This is a genomic window from Streptomyces sp. NPDC059906 (genome assembly GCF_042730645.1).
Taxonomy (GTDB): Bacteria; Actinomycetota; Actinomycetes; order Streptomycetales; family Streptomycetaceae; genus Streptomyces; species Streptomyces rubrogriseus.
Map to the genome: position 1 here is coordinate 53,439 of NZ_JBHWKU010000020.1, position 25,461 is coordinate 78,899.

The window sequence follows — 25,461 nt, forward strand, 5'->3', positions numbered from 1 at the left end:
GCCGGACGCTCGGAGGAGGAGCCCAGTGGAAGCAGCGCTCACCGTCTTCGCCCTGCTCTTCCTGCTCGCCGTCGTGCTGGGTGTCTACGCCACGGTGAAGGCCGTCGGCGCCGCCAAGCGCAGCGTGGACCGCGGCATCTCGCAGGCGCGCCGCACCGTCGAGGACCACACCCTGCGGGCCAGGTCCCTGGTCCAGGTGGGCCCGGCGGCCGAGCTGGCACAGCTGCGGCTGACGCTGCGCACCTCCATGCGGGCCACGCAGGACGCGCTGCACGCGCGCGTGGCCGAGGACGAATCCCTCAAGGAGTCCCTCGCCCTCTTCGAGCGGCTCAGCGCCCACGGCTTCGAGCTGGACGGCGAGCTGCGGCGCCTGGAGTCCGAGCCGGACCGCGCCACCCTTGCCGAGCGCCTGCCCGGACTGCGCGAGCGCACCGAGCGCATCACGCGGTCGGCCGACGCCCTGCGCTGGGCGGCCCGCGACCGCGCCCGCCACTTCGCGGACGACGACCTGGACTCGCTGAGCGCACAGATCGACGTGGAGGCCGGTGCCCTGCGGCACTGGACGGAGACGAAGACGCAGGCGGAGGCGGCGGCCGGGACCGGCCCCGGGGAGGCACCGCCCGCCGCGCCGCCGTCCTGGCCCGAGGCCCCGCCCGCCGACGCCGCGTCCGCCCGGCAGACCTGGCCGGACTCCCCGGCGCCGGAGCCGGCGGAGGAGAACCCCGCCCGCCCCGCCATCACCCCGCCCGCCGCCAGCCCCGTGTACCCGTGGCAGAAGAAGGCCCGCCCGGAGAGCACGACCTGACCGACCCCGCCGAACCGGCCGCGACCCTGTGAACGCCCGGTCGCCGGGGCCGGACTGCCGCACGGGCACTACGCCAGGTAACCTCCAGCTCATGTCCCGCCATGTCGCTATCGTCACGGATTCAACGGCCTACCTCCCGGCCCGGGCGATGGAGCGGCACGGCATCACCGCGGTACCCCTGACCGTCGTCCTGGGCGACCGGGCCCTGGAGGAGGGCACCGAGATCTCGACCCGCTCCCTGGCCCAGGCACTGCAGAAACGGCGGCCCGTCACCACCTCCCGCCCCAGCCCCGAACTCTTCGCCGAGACCTACCGCAGGATCGCCGAGTCCGGCGCCGACGGCATCGTCTCCCTGCACCTGTCCGCCGAACTCTCCGGCACCCACGACGCGGCCGTCCTCGCGGCGCGTGAGGCCGCCGTCCCGGTCAGGGTCGTGGACACCGGGATGATCGCGATGGCCCTCGGCTTCTGCGCACTCGCCGCCGCGGAGACGGCGGAGGCGGGCGGCACGGTGGACGAGGCCGTCACGGCCGCGGAGAAGCGCGCCGCGGGCACCTCCGCCTACTTCTACGTCGACACCCTCGACTATCTGCGCCGCGGCGGCCGGATCGGGGCGGCCCAGGCGCTGTTCGGCTCCGCCCTCGCCGTGAAACCCCTGCTGCAGCTGGAGGGGGGCCGCATCGAACCCCTGGAGAAGGTCCGGACGGCGTCCAAGGCCATCGCCCGGCTGGAGGAGATCGCCGCCGACCGGGCGGGCGGCGCGCCCGTCGACATCGCCGTCCACCATCTCGCCGCCCCGGACCGGGCGTCGGCCCTCGCGGACCGCCTGCGGGACCGGGTACCCGGGCTGGCCGACCTGCACGTGAGCGAGGTCGGCGCGGTGATCGGCGCGCACACGGGGCCGGGGCTGCTGGGGGTCGTGGTTTCGTCGCGGTGAGCGCGTGCCGGGCGGCGTGGGGCGGGCGGGTAACCCGTGTGAGGGCCGGAGTTGTCCACAACCCGGAGGTAGTCCCCGGGAATTCACCATGATCATCGCGAGGGCGTCCAGGTGCCCGATCCTCCTCGCATGGCTCTTCGATCACGCTCACGCACCGCGTCCGCGACCAGCGGCCCGGGCCGTGCCCCGGCCTCCGACGGACGCCTCGCCCACCGCCGCGCACCCGGCGCCCGCTCCCACGCCCGCCCCCGCTCCCACGCCCGGCACGGCCGCCGGCACGCGGCGCCGGAGGAGGTGCGGCGGAGGGCGGAGACGCTGTTCGCCGAGCGCGCCGAGGGATACGACCACGCGGGAGACGAGGGGGCACACGCGGAGACGGGGAAGGGGCCGCCGCTGCCCGGCCTCGACGCTTCCGTTCCCGCCACGCCGACCTGGCGGGAACGGACCGGGCAGGCACTGCGGGAGCGGATGCCGCTGTGGCTGCAGACCCGATGCGGCCTGGAGCGGCGCAGCGTTGCCGCGCTCACGGTGCTGCTCGTCGTCGCGGCGGTCTTCGCGGTCCAGCACTTCTGGACCGGCCGCACCCAGTCGGTGGCGGCGCCCGAGGTGGTGCGGGAGGCGGCGGCATACGGAGCCGGGAAACCGGGGCCGACGACCGAGGACCCCGACACGACCGGTGGGCCCGGTCCCAAGGCGGCGGCCACGGCCACGGCCGGGCCCGAGATCGTGGTGGACGTCGGCGGCAAGGTCCGCGAACCCGGGATCCACAGCCTCCCGGCCGGTTCACGCGTCGCGGACGCCCTGCGGGCCGCCGGAGGGGTCCGGCCGGGCACGAAGACCGACGGACTGAACCGCGCCCGCTTCCTGGTGGACGGCGAGCAGGTGATCGTCGGGGCGCCCGCGCCCCGGCCGGGAGCGGGCCCCGCCCCGGACGGGCCGACGGGTGCGGCGGGGTCCGCGGCACCGGTGTCCCTCAACACGGCGACCACCGACCAGCTCGACACCCTCCCCGGCGTCGGCCCGGTCCTCGCCCGGCACATCATCGACTACCGCACCCAGCACGGCGGTTTCCGCTCGGTCGACGAACTGCGCGAGGTCAACGGCATCGGCGAGCGACGCTTCGCCGACCTGCGGGATCTCGTACGGCCATGAGCAGGCACGTGACCGGAACGGACCGGCCGGACGGGCTCGCCGGTTCCGGCCGGCCCCCTGCCAGGCCCCCGCGCGCCCCCGTGCACGCCGCCTCCGGCCACCGGCTGGGCGCGGCCCACCCCCGGCAGGAGGGCCCCGCCGACCTGCGCCTGGTCCCGCCCGCCCTCGCGGCCTGGGCGACGGCGGCGCTGGTGCTGGACGTGCCGGCCGGCTGGGCGGTGGGTGTGGTGACGGGCGCTCTCCTCCTGGCCGGGGCGCTGCTGCTGGGGCCGGTGCGCGAACGGCCCCACGCAACGGCGGCCGCCGCCCTCTTCCTCTGCGTCGCCGCGTCGGCCGCCTCGGCCGCACTGCACGGCGCGGACCTGCGCCGCGGACCCGTCCCCGAGGCGGCCCGGCACTACGCCACCGTCACCGCGGAGGTGGAGGTCACGGCCGACCCCCGCCTCACCCGGCCGCGCGTCCGGGGCAACCGCGCGGTGCCGCCCACGGTGCTCATCGAGGCCGACGTGCGGCGGGTGAGCGAGGCGTCCGGGACGACGGTGACGACCCGGACGCCGGTGCTGGTCCTCGTCGACGTCGGCGAGGGAGACGAGCGGTCCCGCACCCGGCCCGCACCCGCCCGCTGGCTGACCCTGCTGCCGACCACACGGCTCCGCGTCACGGCACGGCTCTCACCCCCGAGAGAGCGCGGCGACCGGATCGCCGCGGTGCTGCGGGTACGCGCCGGTCGACGGCCACCCGACGTGCTGGCGGAGCCGTCGGCGGCGCAGCGCCTGGCGGGAGGGTTGCGGGAGGGCCTGCGTGAGGCGACCGAGAACCTGCCGACGGACGCGCGAGCGCTGCTGCCGGGCCTGGTCGTCGGCGACACCTCACGCGTCACACCGGAGCTGGAGGAGGCGTTCAAGGAGACCGACCTGACCCACACCCTGGCCGTATCGGGCGCCAACTTCACCATCGTCCTCGCACTGCTCCTCGGCCCACCGGGCCTGGCCCAGCGCAGTGAGCGCCGGGGACTGGCCCCCCGCCTCGGCCTGCACCTGCGCACGACCGCGCTGCTCGGCGGACTGCTCGCGCTCGCCTTCGTCGTCGTGTGCCGACCCGACCCCAGCGTGCTGCGGGCGGCCGCCTGCGGGTCCGTCGCCCTGCTCGCCCTGGCCACCGGACGCCGCAGATCACTCCTGCCGGCCCTGGCGACGGCGGTCCTGCTCCTGGTGCTCTACGACCCCTGGCTGGCCCGCAGTTACGGCTTCCTGCTCTCCGTGCTGGCCACGGGGGCGCTGCTCACGCTCGCTCCCCGGTGGAGCGCGGCGCTGCGCCGACGCCGGGTTCCGCCCCGGCTCGCGGAGGCGCTGGCCGCCGCGGGTGCCGCGCAGGCCCTGTGCGCGCCGGTGGTCGCGGTGCTGTCGGCGCGGGTGAGCCTGGTGGGGATGCCGTGCAACCTGCTGGCGGAGTTCGCGGTGGCCCCGGCCACCGTGCTCGGCTTCGCGGCCCTGGCGACCGCGCCGGCGGCGATGCCCCTGGCCAAGAGCCTGGCCTGGTGCGGGGGCTGGCCGGCCGAGTGGATCGCGGCGATCGCCCGCACCGGGGCCGCGCTGCCCGGCGCGGGAGTGGACTGGCCGGGCAGCTGGGCCGGGGCGGCGCTGCTCGCCCTCGTCACGGTGGGCGTGCTGCTGGCAGGCCGACGCCTGCTGCGGCACCCCTGGTGGTGCGGTGTCTGCGCGATGCTGCTGCTGCTCGCGGTGCTCCAGCCGCCGCCGCTGGCCCGGCTGATCAAGGGCTGGCCCCCGCCGGGGTGGCGGATGGTGATGTGCGACGTGGGCCAGGGGGACGCGCTGGTCCTCGCGGCGGGCGAGGGGACGGGCGTGGTCGTGGACGCGGGCCCCGACCCCACCCTCGTCGACCACTGCCTGCGCGCCCTCGGCATCACCCGCGTGCCCCTCGTCCTGCTGACCCACTTCCACGCCGACCACGTGGCCGGGCTGCCCGGGGTGCTGCGCGGCCGCACGGTGGGCGCGATCGAGACGACCGCCCTCGAAGAGCCCGCGGACCAGGCCGAGTTCGTCCGCAGACAGGCGAGGGCCCGGCGCATCCCCGTGCGCCACGCGGCCACCGGTGAGCAGCGACGCTCCGGCCCGCTGTCCTGGCAGGTGGTCTGGCCCCCGCCGAGCCCACCGACCACCACCGCACCGGGCACGGAGGGCGGCCCCAACGACGCCAGCGTCACCCTCCTGGTCCGGACGGCGGGCATACGCCTGCTCCTGCTCGGCGACCTGGAACCCCCGGCCCAGCGAGAGCTGGCCCGCTCCCCGGCGGCGGCGGCGCTGAAAGACGTCGACGTGCTGAAGGTGGCCCACCACGGCTCGGCCCACCAGGACTTCGCGTTCCTCCGCCGGGTCGCCCCGCGTCTGGCCCTCATCAGCTGCGGCGAGGACAACACCTACGGCCACCCGGCCCCCGGCACCGTCGCGGCACTGCGCGCCCGGGGAGCGACGGTGCTGCGCACGGACCGGGACGGGGCGGTGGCGGTCGCCGGTACGGGGAGGGAGCTGCGAGTGGCGGGAGAGTGAGGACGGAAGGCGGTTGGTCGCGGCCGAGTCGGTTGCTCGGTGTTCTCGCCACGCGTAGGCCCGGCTGTCGTCGGCGATCGCTGGTGAGGGCAGTCACCTCGCACGACCAGGACGCACGCCACCGCGCCATGCCAAGCCGCGACCGTCCGGCCTCAGCGTGTCTCAAGGCTCCGCCAGTGTTCGAGATGAGAACGGAGGACGCTGATGTCGATGTCGTCGAAGCCCATGGCGTGCAGGTCGTGCTCCAGCAGACCGGTGCAGGCGGCAACGGTCCCGGACACGTCGCCGGCTTTCGCCCGGAGCGTGGCCAGGAACCACCGCGTGGTGAGGGCGTCGGGGTGATCACGGCCGAGGCCGCGCTCCAGGTAGGCGAGCCTGGCCTCGTAGGAGGAAAGCGTGTCGGGATGGTCGGGACTGAGGAACGGGGCGTTGGCGATCAGCGGCCCGGCGGGGGCCGCAGCGGTCTCGTGTGGCGGATCCGCGGTCTCCTGCCGCCACTGGGCGAGGCTGCGTCGGGTCAGTTCGGTCACGACGTGGTCATGGCCCAGGAGGCGCTCCTGGTCCGCGAGGAGCGAGGTGAAGGCGGCGACGGCTCCCTCCACATCGCCCTCCTCCGCCCGCAGATGGGCAAGCTCGTAGCGGGTGTCGAGGACCTCCGGGTGGTCGGGGCCCAGCGCACGCGATTCTTCGAGGAACAGCGTGACGAGGGCGGTGGTGGCTCCCGCCCGGTCCCCCGCCCTTCGTCGCACCTGCGCCAGGCTGTAGCGGGCGGCGAAGGTGGAGGGATCGTCGGGCCCCAGAGCCTGTGTCATGTCAGCGATCACGTCTCGCAGTTCGGCCATGGCCGTGCGGGCGTCGCGGCTCGCCTCGAACCGCACTGCGGCGAGGGTGGCCCTGGTGGCCAGCGTGTTCTGGTGGCTGGGCCCCAGCTCGCGCTGGGTGGTGGCGAGCTGTTGCTCCAGCACCGGCAGGACCGCGCCGGCGTTTGCCGGGTCCTGCCACGTCTCCTCCGGGGTCGGATAGCGGCCGGCCAGGCCGGGCAGATGGGTGGGCCGGTGACGGCTCACCTGAGGCAGGAGGTTCTCGATCAGGTGCAGGCGCCAACTGTGGTGTGCCTTGCGGTAGGCGACGTCACGTTCGGTCCACATGAACGGCCCGTATCCGGGCACCAGCAGCTTCTGCCGTACTTGCTGTACTGCCTGCTGGACGTAGGGCAATCGCATCCCCGTGGTCTCGAGACGCTGCGCCGTGTCTTCGTCACCACCGCGCTGGGTCAGGTGCGCCAGGAGAAGGACCGCGGAGTAGTAGGCCTCGCAGATCTCGGTCGCGCGGATCGCACTCTTCCAGGCGGTGAAATGGAACTGCCGCTTGTCCGTGTGCCGCGTCCGGGAGTGCCCGGAGCCTTTGCGGAGTTCCTCGGCTCGGTCCCATGTGGTGACCAGGTAGTTGAAGCACGCGGTGAAGGTCGAGGCGTCCGCGGTGAGTTCCTCGTTCTCCTGCTCGGAGACCCCCATCACGGCGGCAATGCGCTGGTCGATGAGCAGCCGGCCCGTGTTCCTTCCCTCGCCGGACGGCAGGTGGCCCTCCCGGACGTGGGTCAGTTCGTGGGCGAGGGCGAAGATCATTGCGGCGTCGTAGAAACTCCGCGGAGTGGTCGAGTCGAGGGTGTCGGCGGGTTCGGTTCGCTCGCCCACGGTGGTGAGCATGGTCACCGGAACCGGCGCCTCGCCAGGCCGCTCCAGGGCACGCACGAACTGGAAGACGGCGAGCGCGAAGGACTCCTGTGCGCGCATCGCGGCCGGCTGCCACCCAGCGGGCAGTGCTTCCGGCATATAGGGGTGAGCCATGCTCAGTCCCCAGGCGATTTCCGCGCTCAGCTGTACGAGGAGCGGAGATATGCCGATGAGGTGTCCAGCGGAGGGCCCGGGACTCTCGAAGACCCGCGATTCCACGAGGCTCGCCGGAAGGAAGAAGGCCTCCACGGCGCCCGCGAGCTGGACCGCCGTCTCACGGTCTTCTGGGGGTTGCGTCGCGAGCAGTCCGTCGAGAACCGCTCTGACCTGCGGCTGTGTGTGGGTGAAGTAGCCTTCCCAGGCCAGCTCTGGGTCGCTTTCCCCCGTGAGCCAACGGAGAAAGGAGGAGTCGGCGAAGGCCTTGCTCATCTCCTCTGCCTCGGCGGCGAGTCCGTGGTTCTGCTGTCGGGCGAACAGGATGCTGCGGCCCACCTCACGCACTGTCCGGACCTCCGGCACCTGCGCTGTCGTTGCCGCGAGAGGGCAGCGCGCCCGCGATGGCGTCAGTCAGTCCGATTCCGTCACGAACGGTCACCTCGCCCGATTTCGAACGCACGACGACCAGGCCGCGCGGCAGTGCCGGGTCTTGTCGGACGGTGAGCTGTCGGCCGATTGCATCGATCACGACGCCTTTGCTCCATGCCTTCCGTAATGTGTTGATCAGGTAGGCGAGAGCGTGCGTCGCGACCGAACCGATGAGCAGAGCATCTCCGAGAGGTACGGTCCCGCGAGCGTCGATGCTCTTCCCGTCACTCGCTGCGGCTGCGAACGCCTTCCGCGCGCCGGCCATCAGATCCGGATCTGCGGGTACGAACACGTTCACCCTCACCTGATCGGTTTCCATACTCTCCACCCGAGCCTCCTGACGCTCTGCACACTGGTGAAACGACCGTAGAGCAAGGTGCTTGGCTGCGTCAGTCGGAGAACCTGCTGACCCTACTCGCCATCAGCGCACGGTAGTCGGGCATCCTGCGGAACCCACTCCCGGATCCCTGCGTGCGCAGAAGCGGCTGTGGGACAAGGTCGTGGGTGGGGGGGAAGGGGCGGGTTCTGTTACGAGCTCAACGGGCTTTTCGGTGCGTTGCTCACGGCCCTCGGGTACGAGCTGGCGGGGCGCGGGTGTAGGGGGACGGGGGCAGGATCACGCTCAGTGGACGCCGGCTCACGACTCGACGAGGTGCCTCCCGCGCCACCGGTGCCCCCTGTGTCCCGGCTGTGAGAAATCCCGCCCGTTGCGGTGAAACCGGAGCACACGGGTCCAGTCCTGCCCACTCCCAGCACATGTGACGGTTTCCCGTGATGTGGTCCCGTGTTGCCTCGAAAGCCACATCGGTGATCGAATGTTTCTCCGTCAACTAGTTTTCCGATGTCGTGCAGAGGGTGTCGCAAATGATCGGCCGCTTGCTGGGAAGCCGAACGAAGCGGATGCAACGGACGGGTCCCCTGGCGGCGGTGCGCACCCCGCCGGACGCGGGAGTGCTGAGCTGCCGCGTCCTCGACCCCGTCAACGACCCGGTGACCCATGCGGAGTTCACGGTCAGCGACGCCATGGGGCGCAAGGTGGTCGGCGGCGGTACGGACCCCTTCGGGTCGTTCGTGGCGACGGTGCCCGCGGGGGAGTACCGGCTCGCCGTGTCCGCCGAGGGGTACACCCCGTACCGGGCCTCCGTGACGGTCGTCGAGGACACGCTGGCCTCGCTCGGGGACGTGACGCTGCAGGTGTCCCAGCCGCCGGAGCTGCCCGCGCCGGGTGACTGGGAGATCGAGCCGGCCCACTCCTCGATCGCCTTCACCGCGCGGCACATCGGGCTGGCCCGGATCCACGGCCGGTTCAACTCCTTCGCGGGCGCGGTGCGCATCGCCGACGACATGGAGCGGTCGGCGATGCACGTCGTGATCGACGCGGCCTCCATCGACACCAACGTGAAGATGCGCGACGACCACCTCAGGTCGGCCGACTTCCTGGACGTGCAGCGCTACCCGACCCTGGAGTTCTACAGCGACCGGTTCACCCACCGCGGCGGCAACCGCTGGGCCGTCACCGGGGCGCTCACCCTGCACGGGGTGACGCGCACGGTCACCCTGGACACCGAGTACCTCGGACTCGGCAACGGCATGGAGGGCGAGACGCGGGCGGCCTGCCGCGCCACCACCGAGCTGCACCGCGACGACTTCACGGTGAGCTGGCAGACGATGCTGGCCCGCGGCATCGCCGTGGTGGGCCCCAGCATCCGCATCGACCTCGACGTGCAGACCGTGCCCAAGGGCTGACCGGAGCTGACCGGAACTGACCGACAATGGCACCCGTGAGCGACGTGAGACATGTACTGGTGCTGCCCGACCGTGACGCCGCGGAGGAGGCCGCCCAGGAACTCGGGGAGCGGTTCGGGACCGACGAGGAACCGCGGATCCTGAGGGACGCCCTGGCCGGCGAGGACGACGCCGAGGACGCCCAGTGGCTCGTCGTCCTGCGGGACGAGCGGGGGCTGCTGGACCCCGGCGAACTGGACGCGTTCGCGGGGGAGTGGGAGGGCTGGCGCGAGGAGCCGTAGCCGCGGGGCCCGTCCGGCAGCGGTCCGTCCGGCGTTGTCAGTCGTGCGTGCGATGCTTGTCCCGATGGCCAGGAAGACTGCGAACGACGACCCTCTCGCCCCGGTGACCCTTGCCGTGGGCCAGGAGGACCTCCTGCTCGACCGTGCCGTGCAGGAGGTGGTGGCCGCCGCGAAGGCCGCCGACGCCGACACGGACGTACGCGACCTCACCCCCGATCAGCTGCAGCCCGGCACCCTCGCCGAGCTGACCAGCCCCTCGCTCTTCGCCGAGCGCAAAGTCGTGGTCGTACGCAATGCGCAGGACCTGTCCGCCGACACGGTCAAGGACGTCAAGGCCTACCTCGGCGCCCCCGCCGAGGAGATCACCCTCGTCCTGCTGCACGCGGGCGGCGCCAAGGGCAAGGGCGTCCTCGACGCCGGCCGCAAGGCGGGGGCGCGCGAGGTGGCCTGCCCGAAGATGACGAAGCCCGCCGACCGGCTGGCCTTCGTGCGCGCGGAGTTCCGCACGGCCGGGCGGTCCGCCACCCCCGAGGCCTGCCAGGCCCTGGTCGACGCGATCGGCAGCGACCTGAGGGAGCTGGCCTCCGCGGTGTCCCAGCTGACCGCCGACGTCGAGGGGACCATCGACGAGGCGGTCGTCGGGCGGTACTACACCGGGCGGGCGGAGGCCTCCAGCTTCACGGTCGCCGACCGGGCGGTCGAGGGACGCGCGGCGGAGGCGCTGGAGGCGCTGCGCTGGTCGCTGGCGACCGGAGTGGCGCCGGTGCTGATCACCAGCGCGCTCGCCCAGGGCGTACGGGCCATCGGCAAGCTGTCCTCCGCCCGCGGCGGACGCCCCGCCGACCTCGCCCGCGAGCTGGGCATGCCGCCCTGGAAGATCGACCGCGTCCGGCAGCAGATGCGCGGCTGGACCCCGGACGGCGTCTCCGTGGCCCTGCGCGCGGTGGCCGAGGCCGACGCGGGGGTGAAGGGCGCCGGGGAGGACCCCGAGTACGCCCTGGAGAAGGCCGTGGTGACCATCGCGCGGGCGGCGCGTTCACGGGGCCGGACCTGACCTCAGGGTCCTGACCCGGGGCAGGACCCCGACCCGGGGCAGGACCCTGACCCGCGGCAGGACCCCGACCCGGGGCAGGACCCCGACCCGGGGCGGCACCTCCCGCTCACACCGAAGGCCCCGGCGTCCGTCCTGGGGAAGGACGGCCACCGGGGCCTTCGGATCAAGCTCGCGGATCCATGCCCGCGTGGCGAACGCAGGCCGCGCACGGATCCTGGGTGCCGGACGGGAGCGGATGAGAGAGGGCCCGCTCTTGGTCCTTCCGGCGGTCACACCAGATGAATCCAGACAGGGGTTCAGCCCTTGAGAGCGCCGACCTTCTGCGCCAGCGCCGACTTCTTGTTGGCGGCCTGGTTCTTGTGGATGACGCCCTTGGAGACGGCCTTGTCGAGCTCGCGCGAAGCGACGCGCTGGAACTCGGTGGCCTTCTCGACGTCACCCGCGGCAGCGGCCTCGCGGGCCTTGCGGATCGCGGTCTTCAGAGAGGACTTGACCGACTTGTTGCGCAGCCGGGCCTTCTCGTTGGTCTTGTTCCGCTTGATCTGGGACTTGATGTTCGCCACGAATGAGCCTTTGCAGGTTCAGGCACGAGGCCGCGAGGGTCCCGTGCCGGTGATTTCTTGAAGGAGTGCCTCGCGCTGAGAGGGCAAGAGACACAGCCACCCACACTACCAGCGGGTCGCGGAGGGTCCCAAACCCATACCGGCTCCCCACCCGTGGGACCATGGAGGCTACGTATCGATCCGACCCGAGACCCGAGACCGCAGACACTGCGGACGCCTCAAGAATCAGGACCCTGCGTGCCCGCGATCCCCAGCCATGTGCCCGAGCCGAGCCGTACCGACCCGGCGCTGATCCGCAACTTCTGCATCATCGCGCACATCGACCACGGCAAGTCCACGCTCGCCGACCGGATGCTCCAGCTGACCGGTGTGGTCGAGCAGCGGCAGATGCGCGCCCAGTACCTCGACCGCATGGACATCGAGCGCGAGCGCGGCATCACGATCAAGTCCCAGGCGGTGCGGTTGCCGTGGGCCCCGACCCACGACAAGAGCGACACGCATATCCTCAACATGATCGACACCCCCGGGCACGTCGACTTCACCTACGAGGTGTCGCGGTCGCTGGCCGCGTGCGAGGGCACCATCCTCCTCGTCGACGCCGCCCAGGGCATCGAGGCCCAGACCCTCGCCAACCTGTACCTGGCGATGGAGAACGACCTCACGATCATCCCCGTGCTGAACAAGATCGACCTGCCGGCCGCGCAGCCCGAGAAGTTCGCCGAGGAGCTGGCCAACCTGGTCGGCTGCGACCCCGACGACGTGCTCAAGGTCTCCGCCAAGACCGGCCTCGGCGTCGACGCGCTGCTGGACAAGGTCGTCGCCGACATCCCGGCCCCGGTCGGCGTCAAGGACGCCCCCGCCCGCGCGATGATCTTCGACTCCGTCTACGACTCGTACCGCGGCGTCGTGACGTACGTCCGGGTCATCGACGGCCAGCTCAACAAGCGCGAGCGGATCCGGATGATGTCCACCGGCGCGACGCACGAGCTGCTGGAGATCGGCACCAACTCGCCGGAGATGCTCTCCGCCGACGGCCTCGGCGTCGGAGAGGTGGGCTACCTGATCACCGGCGTGAAGGACGTCCGCCAGTCCAAGGTCGGCGACACCGTCACCAGCCAGCACAAGGGCGCCGAGGAGGCGCTCGGCGGCTACAAGGACCCCAGGCCCATGGTCTTCTCCGGCCTGTACCCGCTGGACGGCTCCGACTACCCCGAGCTGCGCGAGGCGCTGGACAAGCTCCAGCTCAACGACGCCGCCCTGGTCTACGAGCCGGAGACCTCCGCCGCCCTCGGCTTCGGCTTCCGCGTCGGCTTCCTCGGCCTGCTCCACCTGGACGTGATCCGGGAACGCCTGGAGCGCGAGTTCGGCCTCGACCTCATCGCCACCGCGCCCAACGTGGTCTACCGGGTGATCATGGAGGACGGCGTCGAGCACACCGTCACCAACCCGAGCGAGTTCCCCGAGGGGAAGATCAACGAGGTGTACGAGCCGGTCGTGCGCGCCACGATCCTCGCGCCGACCGAGTTCATCGGCTCGATCATGGAGCTGTGCCAGACCCGGCGCGGCACCCTGCTCGGCATGGACTACCTCTCCGAGGACCGGGTGGAGATCCGCTACACCCTGCCCCTCGCGGAGATCGTCTTCGACTTCTTCGACCAGCTGAAGTCCAAGACGCGCGGCTACGCCTCCCTCGACTACGAGCCCACCGGCGAGCAGACCTCCAGCCTGGTCAAGGTCGACATCCTGCTGCACGGCGACAAGGTGGACGCCTTCTCGGCGATCACCCACAAGGACGCGGCGTACGCGTACGGCGTGCGGCTGGTCGCCAAGCTGCGCGAGCTGATCCCGCGGCAGGCCTTCGAGGTGCCCATCCAGGCCGCCATCGGCTCCCGGGTCATCGCCCGCGAGACCATCCGCGCCATCCGCAAGGACGTCCTCGCCAAGTGCTACGGCGGTGACATCTCCCGCAAGCGGAAGCTGCTGGAGAAGCAGAAGGAAGGCAAGAAGCGGATGAAGATGGTGGGTTCCGTGGAGGTTCCGCAGGAGGCCTTCATCGCCGTCCTGTCCAGCGACGACAGCGCGGGGTCGGGCAAGGGCAAGAAGTAACCGCCACGCCGCATGCCAAGTCCGGATGAAACGGACATCGAGGGGCCCGTCGTACGAAAGTGCGGCGGGTCTCTTCGCATGTCACGGCCAGGCGTCTGTAGGAAATGACAGGGCGTGGGCTCTTACGCGGGGGCCGGTCGCCCTTTACCCTGATGCCTGCCCCGTAGTTACTCGTGAGTTAAACAAGTGATCGGACAACGGTCCGCGTCACCGCCTCAGCACCGTTGAACACCGCCCGAGAGTGAACCAGCCACACCTGAGCCAGCCGCAACGAGCCAGCCGCACCGTCGCGGGCCCGGAGGATGTCGTGAGCGACACACAGACACTGATCGAGAACCGTCCCCCCTCCGTGGCGGGACTCTTCCTGGAGCGGGTGGCCGCCACGCCGGACGCCGAGGCGTACCGCTACCCGGTGCCGCCGGCCGCGGGCGAGGGCCCCGACGACTGGAACTCGCTGACCTGGGCGCAGGCCGCCGAGCGGGTTTACGCGATCGCGGCCGGCCTGATCGAGCTGGGCGTGCAGCCCGAGCAGCGGGTGGCCCTGGCCTCCGCCACCCGGCTGGAGTGGATCCTCGCCGACCTCGGCATCATGTGCGCGGGCGCGGCGACGACCACCGTCTACCCGCAGACCAACGCCGACGAATCGGCGTACATCCTCTCCGACTCCGAGAGCCGGGTGCTGATCGCGGAGGACGCCGCGCAGCTCGCCAAGGCGAAGGAGAGGAAGGCGGAGCTGCCCGACCTCACCCACGTGGTCGTGGTCGACGCGACCGGCGCGGACACCTCCGAGGACTGGGTGCTCACCCTCGACGAGCTGGAGCGCCGGGGCGCGGCCCGCCTGGAGAAGGACCCGCAGCTGATCAAGGAGCGGGTCGGCGCGCTCACCAAGGACCAGCTCGCCACCCTCATCTACACCTCCGGCACCACCGGCCGGCCCAAGGGCGTCCGGCTCCCGCACGACTGCTGGTCGTACATGGCCAAGGCGATCGCCGCGACCGGCCTGGTCACCAAGGACGACGTGCAGTACCTGTGGCTGCCGCTCGCCCACGTCTTCGGCAAGGTGCTGACCTCCGGCCAGATCGAGGCCGGTCACGTCACCGCCGTCGACGGCCGGGTCGACAAGATCATCGAGAACCTGCCGGTCGTGCAGCCGACCTACATGGCGGCCGTCCCCCGCATCTTCGAGAAGGTCTACAACGGCGTCGCCGCCAAGGCCCGCGCGGGCGGCGGGGCCAAGTACAAGATCTTCCAGTGGGCCGCCGGGATCGCCCGCGAGTACGCCAAGGTCACCCAGGACAACTTCAAGCGCACCGGCACCGCGAGCGCCCCCACCGGCCTGCGCACCAGGCACGCCGTCGCCGACCGGCTCGTCTACGCCAAGATCCGCGAGGCCTTCGGCGGCCGCCTGCGCGCCTGCGTCTCGGGCTCGGCCGCCCTCGCGCCCGAGATCGGCTACTTCTTCGCCGGCGCCGGCATCCACATCCTGGAGGGCTACGGCCTCACCGAGTCCTCCGCCGCCTCCTTCGTCAACCCCGGCGAGGCCTACCGCACCGGCACCGTCGGCAAGCCGCTGCCCGGCACCGAGGTACGCATCGCGGACGACGGCGAGATCCTGCTGCGCGGCCCCGGCATCATGGAGGGCTACCACAAGCTCCCCGAGAAGACCGCCGAGGTCCTGGAGCCCGACGGCTGGTTCCACACCGGCGACATCGGCGAGCTGTCGCCCGACGGCTACCTGCGCATCACCGACCGCAAGAAGGACCTCATCAAGACGTCCGGCGGCAAGTACATCGCGCCGGCCGAGGTCGAGGGCCAGTTCAAGGCGGTCTGCCCCTACGTCTCCAACATCCTGGTGCACGGCGCCGACCGGAACTTCTGCACCGCGCTCATCGCCCTCGACGAGATCGCGATCACCGAGTGGGCCAAGGAGAACGGCCTGGAGGGCAAGCCGTACGCCGAGATCGTCGCGGCGCCCGCGACCGTCGAGATGGTCGACGGCTACGTCAAGCAGCTCAACGAGGGTCTCCAGCGCTGGCAGACCATCAGGAAGTTCCGCCTGCTGCCCCGCGACCTCGACGTCGAGCACGGCGAGATCACCCCGAGCCTGAAGCTGAAGCGGCCGGTGGTGGAGCGGGAGTACAGGAACCTGATCGAGGAGATGTACGAGGGCTCGCGCGAGGCGTGACCGCGCGTGTGGTGGGCGGGGCGGGTCGACGTGACCTGCCCCGTTCGGCTGACGGTCGACGCGCACCTCGCCTGAATGTCGCCGACGGGTGAGCGTGGGGAAAGTCGTGGCTGTGGGGAGCGACAGCCGATAGGATCGAAGATCCTCAGGAAGCCCTGCGAGCCGGTGGTGCTCTCGGGGAACGCGGCTACCCAGAGAGAGCGTATCCATCCGATGAGCGCAGGTGGCACGGCACGTACGCCGGATCCCAGGCTTGCGGAACTCGCCCGCACCTCACGGAACTTCGGCTTCCTGTACGACCATCTCGCCCTCCTTGTCGCCTACGGTGCTGCCGCCGAGTCGCACGTCTTCACCGACCCGAACACCTCACTCCTCAAGTCCCGGCAGTTCGGCGAGGCCCTCGCCTCCGACCTGGTCCGGCGGGGCCGTGTGCAGTACACGGGCGACAAGCAGATCGAACGACTGGCCGCCCTCGACCGGGAGGGCTATCTGCACGGGAACGTGAAGGACGCCTTCCACGAAGTCCGGATCCTGGGCAACAAGGCCAACCACGACGGCCACGACGACCCGGACGACGCCTTCCGCGCGCTGCGGACCTGCCACCGCCTGGGCGTCTGGTACTACCGCCTCCTCACCGCCTCCAGGGACCAGCGGACCTTTGTTCCGCCCGACCCGGCACGTACTCCCGCCGCCGAGAACCGCGCCCTTCGCGCCCAAGTGGCGGAGTCACGACGCGCCCTTGAGGACGCCCGCCTGAGCTACGAGGGCCAGGCGAGCCACGCGCAGGCCGAACAGACGGCCCGTGCCGCCGCCCAGCGGGACCTGGCCGCCGTCAGCGCCGAGCGCGAGGAACTCGCCCGCCAGGTCGAGGCCATGCGCGACCAACTCGTGGCACTCCAGCAGGCACAGACCGCCGACGACACCCGTCTGGCACGCCTGGTGGCGACCACCCCGGCCGCCGCCTCTGAGGCCGTGGCCGAGCGCGCCCGGATCCTGGACAACGCCGAGCAGGCCGCCCGCGAGCCCCTCACCGAGGCCCAGGTGCGCACCCGCCTGGACGAGATGCTTACCGAGGCCGGATGGAGTGTCCAGAACGCGGGCGTCGACCTCAACCTCTACGTGCAGGGCGACCGGCGCGGCAGCGGGGTCGCCGTCCGTGAGGTGACCACAGCGAAGGGCCGAGCCGACTACGCGCTGTACGTGGAGCGCAAGCTGGTCGGCGTCATCGAGGCCAAGCGCGAGGGTGCTGACCTCACCGCCGCCCAGGAGCAGGCCGACCGGTACGCGGACCATCCCACCGACGCTCAGCAGCGCCTGATCGCCTGGCGCACACCCCTTCCGTTCCGCTATGTCTCGGACGGCGGCGAGACCCGGTTCCGCAACACGCTCGACCCGGACTCCCGCACCCGGCGGATCTTCTCCTTCCACCAGCCCCGCACCCTGGCCCGGTGGATGCGCCAGGCCGAGCAGGACCCGCAGGCCCCCTCCTACCGCGCCCGGCTCCGCCTGCGCATGCCCGAGCTCGACGAACGCCCGCTGCGTCCCGCGCAGATCAAGGCGGTGCGCGGGGTCGAGGAGTCCGTCGCGCACGGCAGGGGCCAGCAGGGCACCGGCCAGTCCCGCTCCCTGGTGCAGATGGCGACGGGCGCCGGGAAGACGTACACGGCGGTCACCTTCGCCTACCGCATGCTCAAGCACGCGCAGGCGGAACGCGTCCTGTTCCTCGTCGACCGCAACAACCTGGGCGCCCAGGCGCAGACCGAGTTCGAGAACTTCACCACCCCCGACACCAACCGCACCTTCGCCGACCTGTTCAACGTGCAGCGGCTCGCCGCCGAGGGCATGAACCCCTCCGCCAAGGTCGTCGTCTCTACCGTGCAGCGCCTTTACATGGAGCTGACCGGCGCGACCGTCCCCGCCCGGACGGGTACGGACGGCGAGGAGGAGTTCTCCTACGAGGCGCCGGGCGAGATCACCGTCGGCTACAACAGGAACATCCCGCCCGAGTCCTTCGACCTGATCGTCGTCGACGAATGCCACCGCTCCATCTACGGCAAGTGGCGCTCCGTCCTGGAGTACTTCGACGCCCCGATCGTCGGCCTCACCGCGACACCCGTCGCCCAGACCTTCGGCTACTTCAACGGCAACCTGGTCAGCGAGTACACCTACCAGGAGGCGGTCGCCGACGGCGTCAACGTCGACTTCCAGGTCTTCGAGATCCTCACCCGGATAACGGGCGAGGGCGGTGTCATCGCCCAGGGCACCATCCCCGTCCGCGACCGGCGCACCCGCAGACAGCGTTACGAGGACTTCGACGAGGACGTCAGCTACGGCGCCCGCGAAGTCGGCGTCGGCGTGATCAGCAAGGACCAGCTGCGCACGGTGATCCGCACCTTCCGCGAGCGCCTGTTCACCGAGATCTTCCCCGGACGCGCCAAGCGCGACCCGGACACCGGCGAGCTGCTGTGGGACGAGATGTACGTCCCCAAGACCCTGATCTTCGCCAAGAACGACAACCACGCCGAGGAGATCGTCGAGGTCGTCCGGGACGTCTTCGGCAAGGGCGACGACTTCTGCGCCAAGATCACCCACGCGGCACGCAAACCCGCCGAGCGCCTCTCCGACTTCCGCAACCTGCCCCAGCTGCGCATCGCCGTCACCGTCGACATGATCGCGACGGGCACGGACGTCAAGCCGCTGGAGTGCCTGCTGTTCCTGCGGGACGTCAACAGCTGGGCCTACTTCGAGCAGATGAAGGGCCGGGGCGCCCGCACCCTGACCCTCACGGAGTTCGAGCGGGTCACACCGGGCGTCGGCCCGAAGACGCACTTCGTGATCGTCGACGCGGTGGGGGTCACCCGCAAGGAGAAGGTGGACGCGGGCCCGCTGGAGCGGCACACGGAGAAGGACCTCAACCTGGAGAAACTCCTCCGCCTGACCGCCCGGGGCGTGGCGGAGGACGAGCACGTCTCCACCCTCGCTTCCCGCCTTGCCAAACTCGACCTCCAGATGACGGACGAGGAACGGGCGGAGATCGAGGGCCTGAGCGACGGCGTCCCCCTCAAAACCATCGTGCACAACATGGTCGAGGCGGTGGCGGTCGACGAACAGGCGAAGACCCGGGAAGCCGCGGAACGCCTCGGACTTGACCCGGACAAGGCGGTCAGGTCCGCCGTGGACCGCGCCCTGAAACCGCTCGCCTCCAACCCCGCCCTGCGCACCCGGCTGCTGGAGATGCGGCGCGCGAAGGACATCCTGTACGACGAGACCAGCCGTGACGCCCTGGTCTCTGCCGGCGCGGTCACGGAGGACGAGTCGACGGCCCGCGAGACGGTACGCGACTGGCGGGCCTACGTGGACGAGCACCGGGACGAGATCGCGGCGCTCTCCCTCGCCTTCGCCGCCGGTTCGCAGGTGCCGCCGCGCGAGGCCCTGAGGCGCCTCAAGGACCTGGCGCGCTCCGTGGCACGCCCCCCGCGCGCCTGGACGACGGACAGGCTCTGGCGTTCCTACGAGCAGGTCGGCGAGGCGGTCGTGGCGGACCGTTCCGCCGCACGGACGGCGGCCGACCTGCTCGCACTCATGCGGTACGAACTCGAGGGCGGCGCGGACAAGGCCGCCGAGCGGCCTCGCCCGCACGACGAGGTCGTACGGGAGCGGTACGCGGCCTGGCTGGCGAAGCAGGCGCAGGCCGGTGTGACCTTCACCGAGCACGAGCGCTGGTGGCTGGACCACATCGCCGCCGCGACTGTCAAACATGTACGCTTCGACACCGCCGACCTCGACTACGCCCCGTTCACCAAGCGGAACGGCACGGACGGCTTCTTGGCGCAGTTCGGCGAGACGAGGGCGGAAGACATCCTCGACGAACTGGACAGGGAGCTGGGCGCGTGACGCTGGGGCTGAGTGCGACGGCGGGGGACGGGCCGGAGAGCGGTTCCGGGGAGCTTCCGGCGGGGTGGGCGCGCGCGACGCTTGGGGAGCTTGCGGTTGAGGTTCAGCCCGGCTTTGCCAGCGGCAAACACAATCGGGATGGTGACGGAATCGTGCACCTTCGCCCGATGAACATCACGCGTAATGGCGCCATCGACCTGTCCGACGCCCGATACGTCATGGATGAGTCGGATCGGCGGGTCGAGTACGGCGATGTCGTCTTTAACAACACGAACAGCCCGGCTCTGGTGGGAAAGACCGCGTGGTTCGGCTCGCTTGAGCCTGCGGCTTACTCGAACCACATGACCCGACTGCGTGCGCCTGAAGGGTTCGATAGTAAGTTCCTTGCGGTGCAACTGCACTGGCTATGGTCCAGTGGTTATTTTAAGACTGTTCTGAACAATCACGTGAACCAGGCCAGTGTGGCGAGGAAGGTTCTGCTCGCCACGAAGATTGTCGTGCCGCCCCATCCAGAGCAGTTGCGCATTGTGGCCGAGGTGGAGCAGCAGATCTCGCGGATCGAGGCAGGTGAGGCGGCGGCATCGACTGCGCTTTCCAGTGCTGCGACGCTTGCCGAGCAGGTGACTGGCTTGGGGTCCCGAGGCTGCCTGGAAGAGATCGAGCTATTCCCCGCCCCACTGCAGAAGACAGACATCGACGACGGCCCCATTCCTGATCTCCCGGTCGGTTGGAAATGGGCGCGCCTGGGGCAGGTCGCTTCAGTTGCCGGTGGTGTGACTAAAGACAGTAAACGTCAAGGCGACCCGGACTACGTGGAAGTCCCGTATCTTCGCGTTGCCAACGTCCAGCGCGGAGAAATAGTCCTGGACAAGGTGACGACTATTCGTGTTCCGCCGGAGAAGGTCGAGGCGCTGCGTCTGGAACGCGGTGATGTGCTGCTCAACGAAGGTGGTGACAGGGACAAGCTCGGGCGCGGTTGGGTCTGGGACGGGCAAATCGACAACTGCATCCATCAGAACCACGTGTTCCGGGCGCGTGTGATCGATGCAGAGATTCATCCCAAGCTCTTGGCCTGGCATGCCAACGGCTTCGGTAAATCTTGGTGCGACCGCAACGGAACGCAGTCGGTGAACCTAGCGTCGATCAGTCTTCGGAAGATCAAGTTGCTTCCGGTACCGATCCCACCCCGTGAGATCCAGGAAGAGCTCGTGAAGACGATCGAACTCCACCTTGAGGGTGTGGCGATCGCACGGACCATGGCAGAAGACGCGCTGGCCCGAGCCCAAGACCTCCGCACCTCCCTCCTCCACGCCGCCTTCACCGGCGCCCTCGTCCCTCAGAACCCCGCCGATGAACCGGCATCGGTGACGCTCGACCGGATCCGTGCCGTGCACGGGGCCAAGGCCCCTCGTAAGCGCGCCGCCCGCAAGCCTCGCCCCACCCCGCCCGGTCAGGAAGAACTGCCCTCATGAGCACCACCCCCACCCCAGTGAACAGCGCCAGCCTTCCCGCCGCCCGCCGGTCCGCCGGTGAGACGACCTCCACGCTCGTCAACCGTCTCTGGTCCTACTGCGAGCTGCTCAGGCACTCCGGTGTCTCCACCCTCGACTACGTCGAGCAGCTCACGTACCTCCTCTTCCTGAAGATGGCCGACGAGCGGGCCAACCGCCCCGCGCGGTTCCGCAAGAACGAGCCGGAAGAACCGCTGGTCCCCGAGGGCCTGGACTGGGCCAGCCTCACCAGCCGCTCGTCCGAGGACCTTCTCGACCACTACGAGCACATCCTGCGGGAGCTGGGCCGCAAGGGCGGCACCATGCTCGGCGAGGTCTTCACCAAGGCTCAGAACAAGATCCACGAGCCCGCCGTCCTGGACCGGCTCGTCAAGGACCTGATCGACCCCTACGTCTGGACCCGCGAGAACCAGGACCTCAAGGGCGACGCCTACGAAGGGCTCCTCCAGCGAGGCGCGGAGGACCGCAAGACCGGCGCCGGCCAGTACTTCACCCCTCGCCCCCTCATCGACGCCATGGTCGACTGCGTGCAGCCCAAGCCCGGCGAGTCGATCACCGACCCCGCCTGCGGCACCGGCGGCTTCCTCATCGCCGCGCACGCCCACATCGCCGAGCGCTACGAGGACGAGCTGTACGGCGAGCAGGGCCGCAAGCTCCAGACCGGCGCCATCACCGGCTACGAGCTGGTGCGGGAAACCGCCCGACTCGCGCTGATGAACATGCTGCTGCACGGCATCGGCACCTCCGAGGGACGCCCGCTGATCACGGTCCAGGACTCCCTGGCGAAGTCGCCGCACAAGTTCTACGACATCGTGCTGGCCAACCCGCCCTTCGGCGTGGGATCCGTCACCGGTGAGGCGTATACCGCCCGCAAGGACTTCTGGACGCAGACCACCAACAAGCAGCTCAACTTCGTCCAGCACATCTACACCCTGCTGAAGACGAACGGCCGGGCCGCCCTCGTCCTGCCCGACAACGTCCTGTTCGAAGGCGGATCCGGCGCGGAGATCCGCCGCCGTCTCCTGGAACTCACCAACGTCCACACGCTGCTGCGCCTGCCCACCGGCATCTTCTACGCCAACGGCGTCAAGGCGAACGTCCTGTTCTTCGACAAGGTCCCGCCGCGCCCCGGCGGCAAGGCCGCCACCAAGCAACTGTGGGTCTACGATTTCCGCACCGACCAGCGCTTCACCCTCAAGCAGCGCGCCCTGCGCCGCGAGCACCTCGACGACTTCGTCGCCGCCTTCCACTCCGGAGGCACCGACTACTCGGCCCGAAAGCCCAGTGAGTGCTTCCAGCCTTATGAGTACGATGAGTTGATCGCACGTGACAAGGTCAACCTCGACCTGACGGTGCTCCGGTCCGCCTCCGCTTCCTCCGCCCCGCTCGCGCCCCCGGACGTGATCGCCCAGGAGATCGTGGACGAACTCGAAAGCGCCCTGGCTCAGTTCACCGCTGTCGCCCAGGCTCTGAAGAGGGCTGTCGGTACGACGACCGTCGAGACCGAAGTGGACCGGTCCACGAGCGATCCTGCGCACAGCACCATCACCGGCACCACCGAAGAGACCGATCAAGACCTGGAGCGGTAATCCGGCTCCCGGACCTCCGGCCATCGTGCCCCTCGGGTCCCGGGGCAGCGGTCACGCCGCTCCGGAACGACACAGGGACTGGGTGAAGCATGGCCAACGGGCTCGGCAACGGTTTGGCGGGAGCGGCGGCGGGAAGTGTTCCCGAGGGGCGATGGACCGGTGAGGACATCGCCGCACGCCTCCTGCGCTTCTACGACGAGAAGACCAGCACCCGCGCCATCACGCGCCTCCAGTTCGTGGAACACGTCGGCTATCTGCTCTTCCTGAAGCTGGACCACGAGCGGTCGCAGCGGCCCGCACGGTTCGCCCGGCAGCCGGTCGCCCCCGAGGGCACCTGGCCGAGGCTGACCGACCTGAGCGGCGACGCCCTGCACTCCGGTCTCACCGCTCTCATACGCGAACTCGACGACCAGGCGCCGACCCGTCCCGACCGGCGGATCGCCGCCATGGTCTTCCGCGACGCGCAGTCCTGGGACCTCGGCCGGATGGCCGAGCTCGCCAAGCTGATCACGGAGCAGATCGACCCCTACCAGTGGCGGCTCATACCCCAGGCCGAGCTGGGACGGGCCTTCACCATCATGCTGCGCGCCTGCCGGGACGACATCGACCGGAAGATCGACACCGGTCAGACACTGACGCCGTTCCCGGTCCTGAGCGCCGTCGTCAAGGTGCTGGAGGTGGGGCCCGAGGACACCGTCGTCGACCCGGCCTGCGGCACCGGTTCCACGCTCATCGCGGCCCACCATGCCTTGCAGTCCACCGACCCGGCCGCCATCGCCGGGGCCGATCTGGACGCCCAGATGTGCCGACTCGCCACCCTGAACATCCTGTTCAACACCGGTCGGCCCTTCTCCGACCCCGCCCCGGTGCGGCTCGCCGACACCCTCACACACAAGACCCCCGTGCTGCGGTCGGACAGCACCATCCCCACCGTCGCCATCTGCAACCCGCCCTTCAGGAGCGACGGCGTGGTCCCGAACGCCACCATGCGGGACGACTTCCTCGCCTACGGCGACTTCCCCACCAACTTCCTCCAGCACCTCATGGTCACCCTGAGGTCAGGGGCGCGGGCGGCCGTCTTCGTGCCCGACGGGGTGCTGTTCGGCACCGGCGCCGCGGCCACCGTACGGCGTGCCCTGCTGAGGAACTGCGACGTGCACACGCTGCTCCGGCTGCCCACCGGCATGTTCCACCGCAAGGGCGTGAAGTCGAACATCCTCTTCTTCACCAAGGCCACGCCCAAGCCGGACGGCCGCCCCGTCACGCGGGAACTGTGGGTCTACGACGCCCGCACCGGCAACCACCGCACCGACACCGGAAACCCGGTCGTGGAAGCCGACTTCGACGACTTCGTCGCCGCGTGCACCGAGCGCTCGGAGTCGGAGCGATTCCGCCGGTACACGGTGGAAGAACTGCTCGACCATCCGGCCGTGAACTTCGACCTGCAGGCCCACCTGGTCCCGGAGCTCGACGACTTCGGCTCCCCGAAGGAGATCGCAACCGAGATCGCTGGCCTGCTCGACGACGCTGCCGCGCACTTCCGTGAGGTCGCGGAGGCGTTGCCGTAGAGCAGGAGGATGGTGGGGAGGTCTGCCGACCTCCCCACCATTCCCTCGCTCAGCCCGCCGCCGCGAAGGCTACGAACGCCGCCCAGCCTTCCGTATGTACGGAGAAGGACGGCTGGTGCACGTCCTTGGAATCACGGATGTGGACGCTCTCGACCGTGAGGGCTACTTCCACGCACTCGCCCCCCTCATTGCCGCTGTAACTGCTCTTGTGCCAGACAAGCAGTCGGGAGCTCTCAGCACTCATCGTCGGTCTGCATCCTCTCGATCAGGGCCAGAGACTCTCGCGGAGTGAGGGCCTGGGCCCTGATGCTGCCGTAGCGTGCGGCCATGATACGGACCTCGTCCATGTCCGTGGCCAGACGTGCGACGGCCTGAACTTCCGTGTACCCCACCTGCGGCTTTCCCTTCGGGGTGAGAAGGGTGAACGAGCCGCCCATGCATGCGTGTTCGGACCGGTTCGTGGGCATTACCTGCAACTCGACTGTGCGAAGTCGCCCGAGTTCCAGCAAACGGGCCAGCTGCTCCCGATGCACCTCGTGCCCGCCGATCGGTCGACGGAGCACGACCTCTTCGATTACGGCAGTCACCATGGGAGGAGGCCACTCGGTCAGGATGCGTTGGCGGTCCATCCTTGAGGTCACCCGCTGCTCGATGGTCTCCACTGCGAGGAGAGGCTTTCGCATCTCGTACAGTGCGCGAGTTCGCCCTTCGGTCTGGAACAGCCCCGGCACGTCATGGTTGTTGTAGAAGCTGACCTCAACCGCCTCCCCCTCCAGCCGCGCATAGTCCCGGAACCAGGCCGGATGCCGTACCCGAGCCCGCGCCTTCGCCCGGGCCACGTCCTCCTTCGTCGCCTTCAGCAGCCCTCCCGCGCCCAGGAGCTCGTCCGCCGCGTCGAGGAACTCGGGCTGAGGTGTCCGGCGGCCCCGTTCCAGGGACGAGACCAGGTCCTCGCCGTACCCGAGCCGGTCGCCCAACTCCTTCTGGGTCAGGCCGGCGCGCTCCCGGAGCAGCTTGACCTGTCTGCCCACGGCTCTGTTCAGGTCGAGCAGGTCGTCCGCGTCCTCCGGGGGTTCGGGGCGGCCTTCGGTGTTGTTCTGACGGGGTCCCGATGTCATCACGCATCCCCCAACCCGCCCGCCCGCCACCCGGTTACGCCCGTCGGCACGGACACGCAACCGGCAA

General features: G+C 70.3%; 19 protein-coding genes. 14 read left to right on the forward strand and 5 right to left on the reverse strand.

What is annotated here, in order from left to right:
• Positions 1 to 25: 25 nt before the first annotated feature.
• The 4 genes from ACFV9J_RS26995 to ACFV9J_RS27010 all read left to right on the forward strand — a co-directional run bounded on the left by ACFV9J_RS26995 (position 26) and on the right by ACFV9J_RS27010 (position 5,461).
• Complete coding sequence (locus ACFV9J_RS26995; protein ID WP_385358024.1) at positions 26 to 805, forward strand: hypothetical protein; 780 nt, start codon at positions 26 to 28, stop codon at positions 803 to 805.
• A gap of 91 nt (positions 806 to 896) precedes the next feature.
• Positions 897 to 1,742 (forward strand): DegV family protein, encoded by an 846-nt coding sequence (locus ACFV9J_RS27000; protein WP_385358026.1) that lies wholly within the window; start codon positions 897 to 899, stop codon positions 1,740 to 1,742.
• A 129-nt stretch (positions 1,743 to 1,871) separates the two neighbouring features.
• The gene (locus ACFV9J_RS27005) at positions 1,872 to 2,894 is read left to right on the forward strand and encodes a helix-hairpin-helix domain-containing protein (RefSeq protein WP_385358028.1); all 1,023 of its coding nucleotides are present in this window, start codon (positions 1,872 to 1,874) and stop codon (positions 2,892 to 2,894) included.
• Positions 2,891 to 5,461 carry a ComEC/Rec2 family competence protein gene (locus tag ACFV9J_RS27010; RefSeq protein ID WP_385358031.1) on the forward strand — a complete coding sequence of 857 codons (2,571 nt, stop codon included), beginning with the start codon at positions 2,891 to 2,893 and terminating at the stop codon, positions 5,459 to 5,461. The genes ACFV9J_RS27005 and ACFV9J_RS27010 overlap by 4 nt, the downstream gene beginning before the upstream one ends.
• Positions 5,462 to 5,613: 152 nt before the next feature.
• On the opposite strand, the gene ACFV9J_RS27015 is transcribed toward ACFV9J_RS27010, so the two are convergent.
• Both ACFV9J_RS27015 and ACFV9J_RS27020 read right to left on the reverse strand, forming a co-directional pair.
• A complete protein-coding gene (locus ACFV9J_RS27015) occupies positions 5,614 to 7,686 on the reverse strand; it encodes a GTP-binding protein (RefSeq protein WP_385358033.1) in 2,073 nt (690 codons plus the stop codon).
• 1 nt (position 7,687) lies between these two features.
• On the reverse strand, positions 7,688 to 8,098 hold the full coding sequence (locus tag ACFV9J_RS27020) for a hypothetical protein (RefSeq protein WP_385358036.1): 411 nt from the start codon (positions 8,096 to 8,098) through the stop codon (positions 7,688 to 7,690).
• A 168-nt stretch (positions 8,099 to 8,266) separates the two neighbouring features.
• Between ACFV9J_RS27020 and ACFV9J_RS27025 the strand changes: the two genes are divergently transcribed.
• The 4 genes from ACFV9J_RS27025 to holA all read left to right on the forward strand — a co-directional run bounded on the left by ACFV9J_RS27025 (position 8,267) and on the right by holA (position 10,860).
• Positions 8,267 to 8,473, forward strand: a complete 207-nt coding sequence (locus ACFV9J_RS27025) for an arylamine N-acetyltransferase (RefSeq protein ID WP_385358038.1) — start codon at positions 8,267 to 8,269, stop codon at positions 8,471 to 8,473.
• A 170-nt stretch (positions 8,474 to 8,643) separates the two neighbouring features.
• Positions 8,644 to 9,525 carry a YceI family protein gene (locus ACFV9J_RS27030; protein ID WP_385358040.1) on the forward strand — a complete coding sequence of 294 codons (882 nt, stop codon included), beginning with the start codon at positions 8,644 to 8,646 and terminating at the stop codon, positions 9,523 to 9,525.
• Between the two features lie 35 nt (positions 9,526 to 9,560).
• A complete protein-coding gene (locus ACFV9J_RS27035) occupies positions 9,561 to 9,806 on the forward strand; it encodes a hypothetical protein (protein ID WP_164276875.1) in 246 nt (81 codons plus the stop codon).
• Between the two features lie 64 nt (positions 9,807 to 9,870).
• Entirely contained in the window at positions 9,871 to 10,860 is a 990-nt protein-coding gene (gene holA / locus ACFV9J_RS27040; RefSeq protein WP_385358042.1) for a DNA polymerase III subunit delta, read from the forward strand.
• Positions 10,861 to 11,156: 296 nt separating this feature from the next.
• On the opposite strand, the gene rpsT is transcribed toward holA, so the two are convergent.
• Positions 11,157 to 11,423, reverse strand: a complete 267-nt coding sequence (gene rpsT / locus ACFV9J_RS27045; RefSeq protein WP_003976241.1) for a 30S ribosomal protein S20 — start codon at positions 11,421 to 11,423, stop codon at positions 11,157 to 11,159.
• Between the two features lie 237 nt (positions 11,424 to 11,660).
• On the opposite strand from rpsT, the gene lepA reads away from it, so the two are divergent.
• The 6 genes from lepA (at position 11,661) to ACFV9J_RS27075 (ending at position 24,276) form a co-directional block, all read left to right on the forward strand.
• Positions 11,661 to 13,529, forward strand: coding sequence for a translation elongation factor 4 (lepA, locus tag ACFV9J_RS27050; RefSeq protein WP_385358046.1), 1,869 nt, complete (start codon positions 11,661 to 11,663; stop codon positions 13,527 to 13,529).
• A gap of 307 nt (positions 13,530 to 13,836) precedes the next feature.
• Positions 13,837 to 15,714, forward strand: a complete 1,878-nt coding sequence (locus ACFV9J_RS27055; RefSeq protein WP_385358048.1) for an AMP-dependent synthetase/ligase — start codon at positions 13,837 to 13,839, stop codon at positions 15,712 to 15,714.
• Positions 15,715 to 15,927: 213 nt separating this feature from the next.
• Positions 15,928 to 19,608 carry a DEAD/DEAH box helicase family protein gene (locus ACFV9J_RS27060; RefSeq protein WP_385358050.1) on the forward strand — a complete coding sequence of 1,227 codons (3,681 nt, stop codon included), beginning with the start codon at positions 15,928 to 15,930 and terminating at the stop codon, positions 19,606 to 19,608.
• The gene (locus ACFV9J_RS27065) at positions 19,605 to 21,080 is read left to right on the forward strand and encodes a restriction endonuclease subunit S (RefSeq protein ID WP_385358052.1); all 1,476 of its coding nucleotides are present in this window, start codon (positions 19,605 to 19,607) and stop codon (positions 21,078 to 21,080) included. The genes ACFV9J_RS27060 and ACFV9J_RS27065 overlap by 4 nt, the downstream gene beginning before the upstream one ends.
• A complete protein-coding gene (locus tag ACFV9J_RS27070) occupies positions 21,077 to 22,708 on the forward strand; it encodes an N-6 DNA methylase (protein WP_385358054.1) in 1,632 nt (543 codons plus the stop codon). Before ACFV9J_RS27065 ends, ACFV9J_RS27070 begins: the two co-directional genes overlap by 4 nt.
• An 89-nt stretch (positions 22,709 to 22,797) precedes the next feature.
• On the forward strand, positions 22,798 to 24,276 hold the full coding sequence (locus ACFV9J_RS27075) for a class I SAM-dependent DNA methyltransferase (protein ID WP_385358056.1): 1,479 nt from the start codon (positions 22,798 to 22,800) through the stop codon (positions 24,274 to 24,276).
• Between the two features lie 49 nt (positions 24,277 to 24,325).
• On the opposite strand, the gene ACFV9J_RS27080 is transcribed toward ACFV9J_RS27075, so the two are convergent.
• Both ACFV9J_RS27080 and ACFV9J_RS27085 read right to left on the reverse strand, forming a co-directional pair.
• Positions 24,326 to 24,520, reverse strand: coding sequence for a DUF397 domain-containing protein (locus tag ACFV9J_RS27080; RefSeq protein ID WP_385358058.1), 195 nt, complete (start codon positions 24,518 to 24,520; stop codon positions 24,326 to 24,328).
• Positions 24,510 to 25,394 carry a helix-turn-helix domain-containing protein gene (locus tag ACFV9J_RS27085; RefSeq protein ID WP_385358060.1) on the reverse strand — a complete coding sequence of 295 codons (885 nt, stop codon included), beginning with the start codon at positions 25,392 to 25,394 and terminating at the stop codon, positions 24,510 to 24,512. Before ACFV9J_RS27085 ends, ACFV9J_RS27080 begins: the two co-directional genes overlap by 11 nt.
• Positions 25,395 to 25,461 lie beyond the last annotated feature (67 nt).